This is a genomic window from Acetobacter thailandicus (genome assembly GCF_011516655.1).
GTDB classification, from domain to species: Bacteria; Pseudomonadota; Alphaproteobacteria; order Acetobacterales; family Acetobacteraceae; genus Acetobacter; species Acetobacter thailandicus.
Genome location: NZ_WOSV01000007.1, coordinates 30416 through 43263, shown reverse-complemented (window position 1 = coordinate 43263; position 12848 = coordinate 30416). Strand labels below are relative to the sequence as shown.

11 protein-coding genes and 1 pseudogene are annotated in these 12848 nt (G+C 47.6%); 9 read left to right on the top strand and 3 right to left on the bottom strand.

What is annotated here, in order from left to right; all coding sequences use genetic code 11:
• Positions 1 to 60: 60 nt before the first annotated feature.
• Complete coding sequence (gene ppk2, locus GOB58_RS09745; RefSeq protein WP_242005301.1) at positions 61 to 972, bottom strand: polyphosphate kinase 2; 912 nt, start codon at positions 970 to 972, stop codon at positions 61 to 63.
• A gap of 424 nt (positions 973 to 1396) precedes the next feature.
• Here ppk2 and GOB58_RS09740 point away from each other — a divergent pair, with 424 nt between their 5' ends.
• The 3 genes from GOB58_RS09740 (at position 1397) to GOB58_RS09730 (ending at position 5810) form a co-directional block, all read left to right on the top strand.
• Complete coding sequence (locus GOB58_RS09740; RefSeq protein ID WP_173560066.1) at positions 1397 to 1567, top strand: hypothetical protein; 171 nt, start codon at positions 1397 to 1399, stop codon at positions 1565 to 1567.
• On the top strand, positions 1564 to 1740 hold the full coding sequence (locus GOB58_RS09735; protein ID WP_173560065.1) for a hypothetical protein: 177 nt from the start codon (positions 1564 to 1566) through the stop codon (positions 1738 to 1740). Before GOB58_RS09740 ends, GOB58_RS09735 begins: the two co-directional genes overlap by 4 nt.
• Before the next feature lie 272 nt (positions 1741 to 2012).
• On the top strand, positions 2013 to 5810 hold the full coding sequence (locus tag GOB58_RS09730) for a Hint domain-containing protein (RefSeq protein WP_173560064.1): 3798 nt from the start codon (positions 2013 to 2015) through the stop codon (positions 5808 to 5810).
• A 13-nt stretch (positions 5811 to 5823) separates the two neighbouring features.
• Here GOB58_RS09730 and GOB58_RS09725 read toward each other — a convergent pair.
• A pseudogene (locus GOB58_RS09725) lies at positions 5824 to 6150 on the bottom strand (IS481 family transposase); the annotation flags it as partial.
• A gap of 214 nt (positions 6151 to 6364) precedes the next feature.
• On the bottom strand, positions 6365 to 7270 hold the full coding sequence (locus GOB58_RS09720) for a LysR family transcriptional regulator (protein ID WP_173560063.1): 906 nt from the start codon (positions 7268 to 7270) through the stop codon (positions 6365 to 6367).
• A 116-nt stretch (positions 7271 to 7386) separates the two neighbouring features.
• Between GOB58_RS09720 and mdcA the strand changes: the two genes are divergently transcribed.
• From mdcA to GOB58_RS09690, 6 genes are all read left to right on the top strand, one after another.
• Complete coding sequence (gene mdcA / locus GOB58_RS09715; RefSeq protein WP_173560062.1) at positions 7387 to 9030, top strand: malonate decarboxylase subunit alpha; 1644 nt, start codon at positions 7387 to 7389, stop codon at positions 9028 to 9030.
• An 8-nt stretch (positions 9031 to 9038) separates the two neighbouring features.
• Complete coding sequence (mdcC, locus tag GOB58_RS09710) at positions 9039 to 9353, top strand: malonate decarboxylase acyl carrier protein (RefSeq protein ID WP_173560061.1); 315 nt, start codon at positions 9039 to 9041, stop codon at positions 9351 to 9353.
• On the top strand, positions 9350 to 10279 hold the full coding sequence (locus GOB58_RS09705; RefSeq protein WP_242005300.1) for a biotin-independent malonate decarboxylase subunit beta: 930 nt from the start codon (positions 9350 to 9352) through the stop codon (positions 10277 to 10279). Before mdcC ends, GOB58_RS09705 begins: the two co-directional genes overlap by 4 nt.
• Positions 10266 to 11015 carry a biotin-independent malonate decarboxylase subunit gamma gene (locus GOB58_RS09700; protein ID WP_173560060.1) on the top strand — a complete coding sequence of 250 codons (750 nt, stop codon included), beginning with the start codon at positions 10266 to 10268 and terminating at the stop codon, positions 11013 to 11015. The genes GOB58_RS09705 and GOB58_RS09700 overlap by 14 nt, the downstream gene beginning before the upstream one ends.
• Entirely contained in the window at positions 11015 to 11728 is a 714-nt protein-coding gene (mdcG, locus tag GOB58_RS09695; RefSeq protein WP_173560059.1) for a malonate decarboxylase holo-[acyl-carrier-protein] synthase, read from the top strand. Before GOB58_RS09700 ends, mdcG begins: the two co-directional genes overlap by 1 nt.
• 146 nt (positions 11729 to 11874) lie before the next feature.
• Entirely contained in the window at positions 11875 to 12837 is a 963-nt protein-coding gene (locus tag GOB58_RS09690) for an AEC family transporter (protein ID WP_173560058.1), read from the top strand.
• Positions 12838 to 12848 lie beyond the last annotated feature (11 nt).

Sequence of the window (12848 nt, the reverse complement as noted above, 5' to 3'; positions counted from 1 at the left end):
AAGCGAGCCATATCATATGGCTCGCCTGGCTAAACTATTTTTCTTTTTGATATAAATATTTTAATACAGCTCCGGTACAAGCATAGCTTCGGGAACAGGTTTGCGTTCATAATCAGGATGAAAAATGCGTTCTGGTAATACAATATCAGGGTGTTGCGCTGCCTCATACGGTACCTGTGCCAGTAAGTGAGAGATGCAGTTCAGGCGTGCCCGTTTTTTGTCAACAGCCTGTACAACCCACCATGGTGCTTCTGGTATGTTCGATCGTTTCAGCATAATCTCTTTAGCAAGGGTATAGTCCTCCCAGCGGCGGCGGCTTTCAAGATCCATGGGAGAAAGTTTCCACTGTTTAAGGGGGTCTTCAATGCGGGCGCGGAAACGGCTTTCCTGCTCATAATCAGTGATAGAAAACCAGTATTTTATAATTTGTATGCCGCTGCGCACCAGCATTCGTTCAAATTCAGGTACGGCACGAAAAAATTCTTCGTATTCATCATCGCTACAAAAATTCATAACACGCTCAACACCAGCGCGATTGTACCAGCTCCTGTCAAATAATACGATTTCTCCTGCTGCGGGAAGATGTGACACATAACGCTGAAAATACCATTGTGTTCGCTCACGATCATTAGGGGCAGGTAAGGCTGCAACACGACAAACACGGGGATTTAAACGTTGTGTTATACGTTTTATTACCCCTCCTTTGCCGGCCGCATCCCGTCCTTCAAAAATGACAACGACCTTGTGTCCTGTGTTCTTGACCCAGTCCTGTAGTTTAACCAGCTCCCCCTGCAGGCGTACCAGTTCGTGAAAGTAGGTACGTCTGAAGGCACGTGAAGCTTCATCCAGCTGGCCACCAGCTATGTCTTCTTCCAGTGATAATTCAAATTCTTCATCGAGGTCATCAATGATCTCCCGGCGAATTTGTTCTCTCATATTGTCATTCAGGAAGGTTTTGTCGCTACTGTGCATAGTTGTGTCCTTATTGGTCTGGTTAACTTGTAGCCACAGGAGTTACGATAAACTTACAGCTTCAACGAATGAAAGTTCAATGACGATATTTATATGCCGGAATATTATATACTCAGAGAGCACATCAAACTCACAGTCTATCATTTCTGCAATTCATATCGCAGCAGACTTCTTCTTCTATCTCAAGGAATGATTATTGAGCCTAAAATAACAACAATTGGAAGAAATATTTTTAGTCGATTTCAATGCCAAATTTCTGATCCCATAACTGGACATCGGACATTATGATCCCTTCCTCAAAGCTGCCTTTCTTCTTTTATATTGAGGGTGGTTTCCACGTTTCTGGTGCGTTTTTGCACGTCACTTCTTGTTTTGGTTCAGGCTTCAGCTGCCGGGGGCAGGAATATCCTGACGGGAAGCAGATGTGCGAGTTTCTGAACCAGCTCTCTGTGCTCAGGCGTTGCTGGTCTGGTTTTTAGTAACGCTTCCTGCACCGCCTGAGCTGTTTCTGTATTCTGTCAGTTCAATTGTCCATTACGTCAGGCTGTGCGTGCGGCTAAAGGAGGCAGGCTTCGTTCTGGCGCCTGACGGGTGAAAATGGCCTCCTTCTTTCTGATGATCTCCACGACAAAAGCACGTGACCTGATCTCGTCCATACTCATCGTTCTGTGTGTTCTGCACACTGCTGGTGCAGATGCTGTCTTCTGGTTAATTAAATATCTTCTGTCACCGGTTAAACAGTCCGGGAATTCAGAAAGCTTCCTGTGAGTGGAGAAGTCTCTGTGGTATGACTCTGAGATGCTCGTCATTTCATTAATTTCCAGTCATGAAAAATGGAAGCTCACCTTTTTACGGTATGTAAAAAAGAGAATGTCATGATTAAAAATTTATACTCTCAAATTATGAATAAAAATTAATTTACATTGAAGATCACGAAGATTTTTATTTAATTTATCGTTTTGTTAAAAAAATAATGACACATTTTATTTATTGTTGTGTAGTGTTTTTCTAAATTATTTTTTAATTGCTGGAGAAGTATAATGAGTGTCGTTTCAGGTGGTACTTTGTATGTTATTGATACTGTTAGCGGCACCACGGCTCCAGGCAACTTTGGTGATGGAACTTATTCGTCAGCAGTTGTTTTTTCCGGTGGTTCTTATAATGGAGTGACAATCGTTTCTGACGGAGCGGTTACTGTTTCTTCTGGTGGATATATATCAGGTACGACGATAAGCAGATCGGGGGCTCTGACTGTTTTTTCCGGGGCTACGACAACTGGTACAGTATTGGCCGCTGGTGGCACACTGAATATTGGCGATACATTTAATGCAAATCATCAGCTTACTAAGCTTGCGAGTTCAGGTGCGTTAATCAATGTCATGTCCGGAGGCACTCTTTCAGCGGGTGATGTAACCTCTGGCGGTACGATTAATGTTAGCAAAGGAGCAAAGGCCATTGGGACAATTGTGTCAGGTGGCGGGTTGCTCGAATTTACTGAAGGTGGAACCGGGACATATACCAGCTTACTCGCTGGTGGTACTATTAATATTGGCAATCAAACAACTTATGATTTTCAATATCAGACATCATTAACAGTCTCTTCCGGTGCAGAAATTAATGTATCGTCAGGTGGTACTATTGTTTCAGGCCACGTGGCCTCTGGCGGTACGATTAATGTTAGCAGTGGAGCAGTGGCCTCTGGTACGATTGTTTCCGGTGGCGGGCTTTTTAATATCAGTGGTGTAGCTTCCGGATCAACTGCTCTGAGTGGCGGTGAGATCGTTTTGTCTTCTGGTGGAAATACAAATATAGTTAATATAAGTAGTGGTGGTATATTTAATATTTTATCAGGTGCTACTACGACTAATACAATCCTTTCTGCTGGCGGCACTCTTAATATATGGAATAGTTTTGCTGCCGCACATCATGACTATCATACGGCCAGTTCAGGTGCCGTTATTAATGTGATGTCCGGCGGTGCTTTTTTATCTGGTGATGTGGCTTCAGGCGGTACAATTAACGTTACCAGTGGCAGTGTAGCTTCGGGCACGATCGTCTCTGGCGGTGGTACTATGGCTGTATCCGGCACTGCCTCTGCTACGACAATTAGCAGTGGTGGTGCTGTTACGGTTTCGTCTGGTGGGTATCTGACCACTGCGACTGTTCTAAGTACTGGTGTTGTTACTCTTCTTTCAGGCTCTGTTGCTTCTGGAATGAATATTTATGCCGGAGGAACAGTTAATCTCGGCACTTATTATAATGCAGGGCATGTTTACGCTATGCAGGTGCATCTGGGGGCCATTAATGTGCTTTCAGGTGGTGTGCTTTCTGCGGGTGATGTTGCTTCTAACGGCCGGATCAATGTCAGTAGCGGCGGTTCAGTCGCTGATACGGTCGTCTCAGGTGGTGGTACACTTAATGTTTCTGATGGTGGAGCTGTTAATTCAGCTAGAATGATAAGTGGTGGAACCCTGAGTGCGGCAAATGGTGCATTGCTCTCTGGCCAGATTACGGTTAGCGCTGGTGGTGCAGAATTAAGCGGGTCACTGGCCAGTGGTGCTGCAATGGCGGTGCAGGGGGGGACAGCTTCTACGATAACTATTCTTAGTGGTGCGACAGCTACAGTAACAAGTGGTGGAACAATTTCTAGCGGAACTATTAGTAGTGGCGGCGTTATTACAGTTTCTTCCGGCGGTTCTGTTATTTCAGGATTTATTGGTAGTGGTGGTACGTTAAATTATCTTTCTGGTGCCAGGGGGAATTCAAATGATCTTCTTGCCGGCGGCACTCTTAATTTAGCCACACAATTTGACGCTAACCATGTTCGTTATTTAACCGCTTCATCTGGCGCAGTTATTAATGTTCTTTCCGGAGGAGTTCTGTCAGGAGGGGATGCGGTTTCTGGTGGTAGCGTTAACGTCAGTGGTGGTGGGGCTGCTTCCGGCATGATTGTCTCAGGTGGCGGCACGCTGGCCGTTCTTGGGGTAACGTCTATTACATCTATCCTTAGTGGCGGAGCTGTTACAGCCCTTTCGGGAGGGACAGTCTCATCATCCAATATTAGCAGCGGTGGTGAGCTGACTGTTTCAGCCGGTGCAGTAACAGTTAATACGACATTGCTTGCCGGTGGCACGCTTAACGTTGGTAATAATTTTGCTGCGAATCATTCAGCTTCCAAACTTGCTGTGTCTGGTGGTGCTATCAACGTTCTTTCAGGTGGTGTTCTGTCCGGGGGGGACGCAGGTAATGCGGGGACGATTACAGTCAGTGGTAATGGTTCAGCTGTCAGTACGTTTATTTCAAGTGGCGGTGTACTGGATATTACGTCCGGTGGTATTGCAATGACAACTGCGGTCAGCGGTGGCGGGTCTGTGTATGTTGCCTCAGGTGGTACGGTAGGTGATACAACGATCAGCAGTGGCGCCATACTCACAGCTGATGCAGGCAGTGTTATTTCCGGCAATATCATAACAACCAGCGGTGCCACTGTTACCATTCCTTCCACAGCGGGCGGAACAGTTACGCTTAACGGTGATGATAACAATAGTCTGATTATTACGGGTCAGGGTAACCCGAATACAGTGATCAAGGGCTTCTCAGAAAAGTCGGGTACCGGGATCACGGATGGTGTTACTTTTGAGAGTGTGAAAACTGATGATGTTGTAACCGTTCAATATCCTGATGAAGATCATGTGATGTTCACACTGAAGGATGGTTCAACAGTCACGGTTAATATCGTGGGTGTGAAGAGTGTCGGGTATAAACTGGCTTCAACGACAGATGATGACCTTATTTATGAAATATGCTTTCTGGCAGGCGCATTAATAGAAACGCCTGATGGCACTGTTGCTGTGCAAAACCTGAGAGAAGGTGATGATATTCTCACCTGGCAGAATGGTGTGGCCAGCAGTAGTAAAATTTCGTGGGCGGGCAGGGCACATCGTTTTATCAGTCGTGGTAAATCGCATGACGAGGCCGGGTATCCGGTGCGTATAGTCAAAGATGCTGTTGCCCCTGGTGTTCCTTTTGAAGACCTGCTGGTGACTTCTGAACATTGTCTGTTTTTTGAAAACAGATTTATCCCGGCTCGTATGCTCGTTAATGGCCGGTCGATCTTCTATGATACATCGTTTGCTTCTTACGAGTATTTCCATATTGAAACAGAAGACCACTCTGTCATCATGGCAAACGGTATGCTGACAGAAAGCTACCTCGATACGGGTAACCGTCATGTTTTCCGTCAGGATACCAATGTTATCACTCTGAGCCCGAAGGCGAAGCTGTGGGAAGAGGACGCTGCTGCCGTACTGGATGTGAGCCGTGAATTTGCTGAGCCTTTGTTTCATCGTCTGAATGAACGGGCAGGTGAAATGGGACTTGATTTTAACAGCCATATGCCCGCTTTAACGACTGATGCCGACCTGCATCTTATTGCTGGTAATAACATGCTTATCCGCCCTGCGCGTCAGGTAGGGAATAAGGTTATTTTTATGCTGCCGGCATGTGTCGGGGAGGTTATCATTGCCTCACGCTCCGGTCGCCCCGCTGATGCTGTTGGTCCTTATATTGATGACAGGCGTAATCTGGGTGTTCTGGTTGGTCAGATTACCCTGATGGAGGCCTCAGGAACCAGTGCTATTGATATGCATCTGCGTGAAGATTCTGCCGGGGGATGGTCAGGACTGGAGCACCCTGCATGCCGGTGGACGACAGGCCGTGCTCATCTGTCATTGTGCAGAAGTAATCCTGATAGAGTAGGGCTGCTCTCTGTTGAGGTTATAAGTGCGGGGCCATATCTTCTTGAAGGAGATGTAACAAAAGGCTCTCTTACTGCCTGACATGGCAGACAACATAGTGCTGAAAGCAGCGATGCAGAGTTGAGCGTGTCAGATGGGGAATGCTGCCTTGCGGGGCGTAAAGGCAGTCATTCAGTGTCAGCAATGTATGCCGGAGAAATGTTACGATCATCGCTTCGTCCGTCTCGGAAAGGACTGTTGAGCGCGGCTCTTCAGGGCCTGTCTTCTTATCCTCAATCGTTTGACGCCTGTGCCATTTTGCAACGGTTTTCGGGTTGAGCCCGAACTCCCTGCTCAGCACCGAGAGCGAAGCCTGCGATTGCTGTATTGCTGCTCGCACGGCGTGCGCGGTCGTGGCGCTCCCATGACGTATCTGCCCCACTCTGCAGAGCTATGATGCTTACAGGAAATATCGCTGATATAAAAACCAGGTATATTGCTTCATCAGACTACGGTTCAGAAACCTGTCAACTTTCACCGCTAAAGCGGTGTGCTCGCGTTAAAGCCAGAGAGTTTAGAACCCGCCAATAACAGATCAGCACATGACTATGCCGGTTAAAAACAGATGAGATGCTCTTCAGTTTGCGCGTAGCTACTTAACGCACTTTCAACCCACTGGGGTGTAACATTGGGAGTGTATGCTGATCAAGCATGGAAACATTTTCATGAATGGCTCTGATTAAGGCCGAAACAGCCTGATTATCAGCCATTCCTTTTTGTTGTTCAATCACAAAAGGTAGATCTGGCAAGACAGGGAGCCCTACACTAACAGCATCGATAATATGTACACCATCGGGAATAAAATGACGCCCAAAGGCTGACACTCCAAGTCCTGCAATAACTCCGGCCCGTAACCCCGTAATACTTAAGCTGGTATGGGTAATGATAAAGGGAATATGCGCAGCATTGAGTGCTTCAATAGCCATATTACGACTAACACTCGGATCAGGGTGCAGCGCGAGAGGAAGGGGGCGCTGCCTGCAAAGATCAGGTTCATCAGGAGAGGCAACCCAGACAAGCGGATCAGCCATCAAAGGCATTGTCTGATGTGTTGATGTTCTTGTCTTAACAAGAACAATATCAAAAAAACCTGAGTGAAATTTATCAAGAAGATTGCCGCTTAGTCCCACCTCAATCTGCAGCGTAATACCAGGGTAAAATCGACGAAAACGCCTCAGAATATCGGGCAGCCTTGATGTGGCAAAATCCTCAGCAACCCCCATGCTCACATGACCGGTAACACCAGGTGTCGCGAAATCTCGCTCTGCATCTCCGATAGCACTAAGTATGCGCCTGGCATGCGGCAGCAGGCGTTCACCTTCTGGCAGCAGAGTAACGTTGTGTGTGGAGCGATGAAACAGACGCTGTTCCAGCTGTCCTTCAAGCCTGCGAATATGCTGACTAACGGTAGACTGCGTAAGCCCCATCCGCTCTGCGGCAAATGTGAAGCTTTTTTCTTCAGCAACGGCAAGAAAGCTTTCGAGTAGATTAGTATCAATCATGATATATTTATTACAATATCCACTCACCAATCTGTCAATAATTTATTATTCCACTAAATGCTTTTGTAAGCGTAGTGTTTGTGCAGCCGGATGCAACGTCGAACAGGGCAGGATGAATGACGGACTGGACAAAACAAAAAGCTGAACGGGCACGGCGTGTTGCTGCAGTCACTTCGCTGGTATCAGGTAAAGTGGTCGAACCTGAAAATGTTACATCTTTACTTGAGCGGATTATCTGCAGCGGTGATCGTGTATGCCTTGAGGGCGATAACCAGAAACAGGCTGATTTTCTTGCTGAAAGTCTGACCCGGGTTGACCCTGCTCAGGTACATGACCTGCATATCGTACAGTCTGGGCTGGTACTGTCAGAGCATATTGATCTGTTTCGTTTAGGCATCGCCCGCAAACTGGATTTTTCTTATTCCGGCCCGCAGTCAGGAGCGATAGCAAGAGCTCTCGATCAGGGAAAGATCGAGCTTGGCGCGATTCACACCTATATTGAACTTTTTGCACGTTATTTTGTTGACCTGACGCCGCATGTCTCTCTGATTGCAGCCGTCAGTGCAGACCGCAATGGTAATTTGTATACGGGGCCGAATACGGAAGATACACCAACTATTGTCGAAGCCACAGCCTATAAAAATGGCATTGTCATTGCTCAGGTTAATAAAATTGTTGATGAAGTTCCACGCACTGACATTCCTGGCGACCAGGTTGATTTCATTGTTGAGGCACCCAGGCCTTTTTATGTTGAGCCTCTGTTTACGAGAGACCCGGCAGCAGTAACTGAGACACAGATCCTGATGGCAATGATTGCCCTGAAAGGGATCTACGCTGAATATCGGCCACGAAGACTTAATCATGGTATTGGCTTTGCTACGGCAGCGATCGAATTGCTTCTTCCAACGTATGGTAAGCAGCTTGGTCTGCAGGGAGAGGTTGCTACACACTGGGCACTTAACCCCCATCCTACACTGATCCCCGCGATAGAAAGCGGATGGGTGCAGCAAATACATTGCTTCGGCAGTGAGGTTGGCATGGACCATTATATGTCAGCTCGGTCAGATGTCTATTTTATCGGCCATGACGGCACATTACGTTCAAACCGTCTATTATGTCAGAATGCGGGCCTTTACGCCTGTGATATGTTTATTGGCTCAACCCTGCAAATTGACCTTGCTGGTAATTCCTCCACTGTTACACCTGACCGTATAGCCGGTTTCGGTGGTGCGCCTAACATGGGAGCTGATGCGCATGGGCGCAGGCATATCTCTGATGCGTGGCTAAAAGCAGGACGTGAAGCCGCGGGTAATAATGGCCCTCTTGTGCGAGGTCGTAAGCTTGTTGTGCAAATGGCTGAAACCTTCGGAGAGGGTATGAAACCAGCCTTTGTTGAAGAACTCGACAGTATTGTCCTGGCGCGCAAGTTAGGTATGCCTTTGGCTCCAGTCATGATTTTTGGTGACGATGTGACGCATATTGTTACTGAAGAAGGTGTTGCGAACCTGCTGCTGTGCCGCAATGCTGATGAAATTGAACAGGCTATTCGTGGTGTGGCTGGTTATACACCAGTTGGCCTGGCTCGTGACCGTGTAAAGGTTGAGGCGCTGCGTCAGCGTGGTGTGATACGTCGCCCTGAAGATCTCGGTATCGATATATTGCAGGCAAACCGTAACCTTCTGGCCGCACGCTCTGTTCGTGACCTCGTTACATGGTCTGATGGTCTTTATGCACCGCCTTCAAAATTCCGGAACTGGTGAGGTCTGATATGGAAAAATTTACCATATATACTCAGGCAAAATCGAGCCTGGGTGGCAAGCGTTCTGATACACTGACGGGTGTCGTGGCCTCTGGAAACCTGGAAATTTTATTTGAAAGGAAAGGAGAGCCACTGGCCGTTATTGTTGAGGTTATGACGGCGTCACATGGGTATCAGCACGTGTGGGAAGCGGTGATCAAAGATTTTGTTGCACGGGTTTCTCCAGGAGGAATGTATATTTCCATTCACGATAACGGTGCCCGGCCAGATACTGTTCTATTACGGCTGATGCAGGGTGCTCGTCTTATGGAGGCACGGTCATGATTCCTGAAAATGTTATGAATCAACCAAGCTGGTATGAATCATCAGCGCGTGCTCGTATTGAAGGCCTGCTTGACGCGGGTAGTTTTAAAGAAATTCTTGGCCCGCAAGACCATGTCATGAGCCCTCATCTGGCACTTTTTGATCTGCCTCCGGCTTTCGATGATGGAATGATTATCGGACGCGGGCTTATTGATGGCCGCCCTGTCGCCATAGCTGCTCAGGAAGGGCAGTTTATGGGGGGCACTTTTGCTGAGGTCAGTGGTGCAAAACTGGTTGGTCTGCTCAGAGCCGTAGCCCGCAATGCAGGCACACCGCAGGAGGTCAGCACTGTTTTTCTTTTGCTCGACACAGGTGGTGTGCGTTTGCAGGAAGCAAATGCCGGAGAAATGGCTGTTTCAGAGACTATTCATGCTATTCTTGATGTTCGGCATGCCGGGGTGCCGGTTGTTGCTCTTATAGGTGGCCGGGCGGGAGCATTTGGCGGTGGAGGACTGGTAACAGCCTGTTGCTCTCATATTATTATCTCTGAACAAGGACGGATTTCTGTCAGTGGTCCTGAAGTAATTGAGACCAATAAAGGGGTAGAAGAATTTGATTCCCGCGACCGTGCTCTGGTCTGGCGAGTTACAGGTGGGCGTAGTCGCGTGCTTCTTGGTGGTGCAGACAGTTACGTCAAAGGTGATATTGGTAGTTTTCGTAAAGCAGCAGAGGTAATTAACAATAATGCCCCGCCTCTGTCGCTTGAAACGCTGGAGCGTGAGCAGGGGCGACTTGAACACAGGCTGAAAGCCTATGGTAACTGCCATGACACACCTGAAATATGGGTAATTGCCGGTTTATCTACGCCAGCAGGCATTGCAGATCTGACTGAGGATGATTTCATAGACCTCTTAGTAAAGGAGGGTGTACGTCATGATGCCCGATAATCTGATTTCCGCCTTATTCCCTCATGGACATACTCTTTCCGCAGGAGCAGAAAATACACTGTCTGGTCAGGCAAGATCGGGAGGAAGAGACGTCGAAGTCCTGGGCATTACAAATAGTACACCCCTTGGCCCTGAAACGGCGATCATTCTTGCCGGACATGTGCTAAAGATCGTAAAATCAGACAATAAAACACCGATTATTTTTTTGATAGACACAGCTAGTCAGCGCATGACCCGGCGAGATGAGATGCTCGGTCTGAATGAATATCTCGCACACCTGGCTAAAAGCATCATACTTGCGGGAATGGCAGGGCACAGAACCATCAGCGTGCTTTATGGCACGGCAGCGGCTGGTGCGTTTATTGCGACAGCCCTTTCAACGCAGACAATGATAGCAGTGGACGGAGCACATCCCAGCGTGATGGATTTGGCTTCTATTGCACGGGTTACTAAATTACCGCTCGACGTTCTGACCGAAAAAGCAAAAAAAACACCTGTTTTTGCTCCTGGCGTCGAACCTCTGGCGGCAACGGGTGCTGTGTCTGAGATCTGGAAACTTTCTGACGGGCTGTGTGCTGAGCGTCTGAGCAGACTTCTGGCAGACAATCAGAGCATGAATAATGATAACCGTGATGTGCTTGGTGCAGGTCGTGGCGGTCGCACCATGGCGGCTGATGTCGCACAGCGTGTCGAGAAAGCTTTTGTACAAGCCTCTGACTTAAAGAAGGCAGGCTGATGTTGCCGCTCTGGCGGCACAGGCTTCTTGTTGTCAGACCTGACGTCTGGCCCGGAATATGTGCTGACACACTCAAAGCGCCTGGGAATGAAGCAATCAGGCCAGTTGTCTCCGGCTGGGGAGAACGTGGCTGGCCTCTCATATGCAGGCGCCCTTTTCAGAGTGAACTGAAAGAGCTGGCTGCAGGAGGAGTAGCTGTTGGCCTGCCTTTGCCACCTGCAATGGGTAAGCAGCGTTTGTCGTTTATTGTACCTTGTTCCGCCCTGTCAGCATTTTCAGGTAAACTGTGGCCTGATCAAACCACCTCTGCGCCAGGCATAACCTCTGCCCGGCAGGAGGACATCAGTGCGCTTTTCGCCCTGGGAGCACGACATAACATTCAACCGGAAGCCACAGGGAGTTTGTTATGGGAAACGCTGACAGGACTGGCTTATCTGTCGGAAACATCAGACTTTGATGTGGTATGGCGTCTTTCACATTTAGAAGCAGAGAACCCCGATGCGCTCAGGGCATTTTTGCATGACCTGAGTAAAACAGCCTGCAAATTGTCAGTGCGTCTGGATGGAGAGATTATTTTTCCTGATTATCGTGCTGTGCAATGGCAGGAGTTGATTACCGCAGACCCTGATGATGAAGTTCTGGTCAAAACACTTTTTTCTGTCGCGTTAATGCCTCTCAGAAGTCTGACGGACGTAAGAGAGAATATGACATGAAGAAGGCACTCTACCAGATTTTTATTACTCTCGAGCTTACATCTCGCGGTGCAGCTGGCGGTCTTGCTATTTCTCTTTTTTTGAATCGAATGGAGACAATCTGACCCTACTGGCATGTCCTTTAACAACAATAAAAACAGGACGTAATGATGCTACATATTCTTCTCATTTCGCTCATACCTATTTTTGCAGTTATGGTAACTGGCTATCTTGCTGGAAAATATGGAAAAATTGACAATAAAAATGTTGCCAGCCTGAATGTGCTGACAATGGAATTTGCCCTGCCTGCGGCACTTTTTGGTACAACAGCAAGGGCGTCTCGCACAGTTCTGGCTCAGCAATGGCCGCTTCTTTTCACACTTTTACTAAGCATGCTGATTGTCTTTGCTCTTGTCTGGGTTTTGTCACGATACATCTCAAAATTTTCCGCAGCGATTGCTGCTGTAATAGCTTTGAGTGTTTCGTTGCCTAACTATGCTGCTGCAGGTATTCCGCTTGCTTCTGCGGTGTTTGGTGTTACTGGTAAATTATATATCACAACAGCAATTGTCTCTGGTGCCATTGTCATGTCACCTCTTACACTTGCTTTTCTTGAAGCACAAAAATCAGGTGTGCATCAGAAAGGGCTTTCTCTTTTCTTTGTGTCTATCGGTCGCTCTTTGCTCAAGCCTCTGGTTGTGGCACCGTTTCTTGGTGTCGCAATTGCATTGCTGGGTTTTACACTGCCTGATTATATTTTACGTTCTTTTGACCTTATGGGGCAGGCAACAGCAGGGGCTGCACTGTTTGTTACGGGATTAATTTTAAGCGCACAAAAAGTCTCGTTTTCGCCTCGTATTTTGTTTCTCAGCCTGTTGTGTAATGTTATACAGCCCTTGCTGGCATGGCTTCTGACATTGATTATTCCGATGCCTGCAGAAATGGCGCATGCTGTCATTTTATTAACAGCTTTGCCTGCAGGTTTCTTCGGGCTACTTTTTGCTTTACGTTATCAGGCAGATAGCCAGGATGCAGGCTCTATTATGGTTATCAGCACTGTGATGAGCCTTGTAACACTGACTGTTACTCTGACGCTGGTTTTCGGGTTATCAGTTTCTGTCTTGCCTTAATACTTATATAA

What these genes read in the sequence shown, in the direction of transcription:
- ppk2 (WP_242005301.1), bottom strand. Translation starts at nt 972, where the DNA reads ATGCACAGTAGCGACAAAACCTTCCTGAATGACAATATGAGAGAACAA.
- GOB58_RS09730 (WP_173560064.1), top strand. Translation starts at nt 2,013, where the DNA reads ATGAGTGTCGTTTCAGGTGGTACTTTGTATGTTATTGATACTGTTAGC.
- GOB58_RS09720 (WP_173560063.1), bottom strand. Translation starts at nt 7,270, where the DNA reads ATGATTGATACTAATCTACTCGAAAGCTTTCTTGCCGTTGCTGAAGAA.
- mdcA (WP_173560062.1), top strand. Translation starts at nt 7,387, where the DNA reads ATGACGGACTGGACAAAACAAAAAGCTGAACGGGCACGGCGTGTTGCT.
- mdcC (WP_173560061.1), top strand. Translation starts at nt 9,039, where the DNA reads ATGGAAAAATTTACCATATATACTCAGGCAAAATCGAGCCTGGGTGGC.
- GOB58_RS09705 (WP_242005300.1), top strand. Translation starts at nt 9,350, where the DNA reads ATGATTCCTGAAAATGTTATGAATCAACCAAGCTGGTATGAATCATCA.
- GOB58_RS09700 (WP_173560060.1), top strand. Translation starts at nt 10,266, where the DNA reads ATGATGCCCGATAATCTGATTTCCGCCTTATTCCCTCATGGACATACT.
- mdcG (WP_173560059.1), top strand. Translation starts at nt 11,015, where the DNA reads ATGTTGCCGCTCTGGCGGCACAGGCTTCTTGTTGTCAGACCTGACGTC.
- GOB58_RS09690 (WP_173560058.1), top strand. Translation starts at nt 11,875, where the DNA reads ATGATGCTACATATTCTTCTCATTTCGCTCATACCTATTTTTGCAGTT.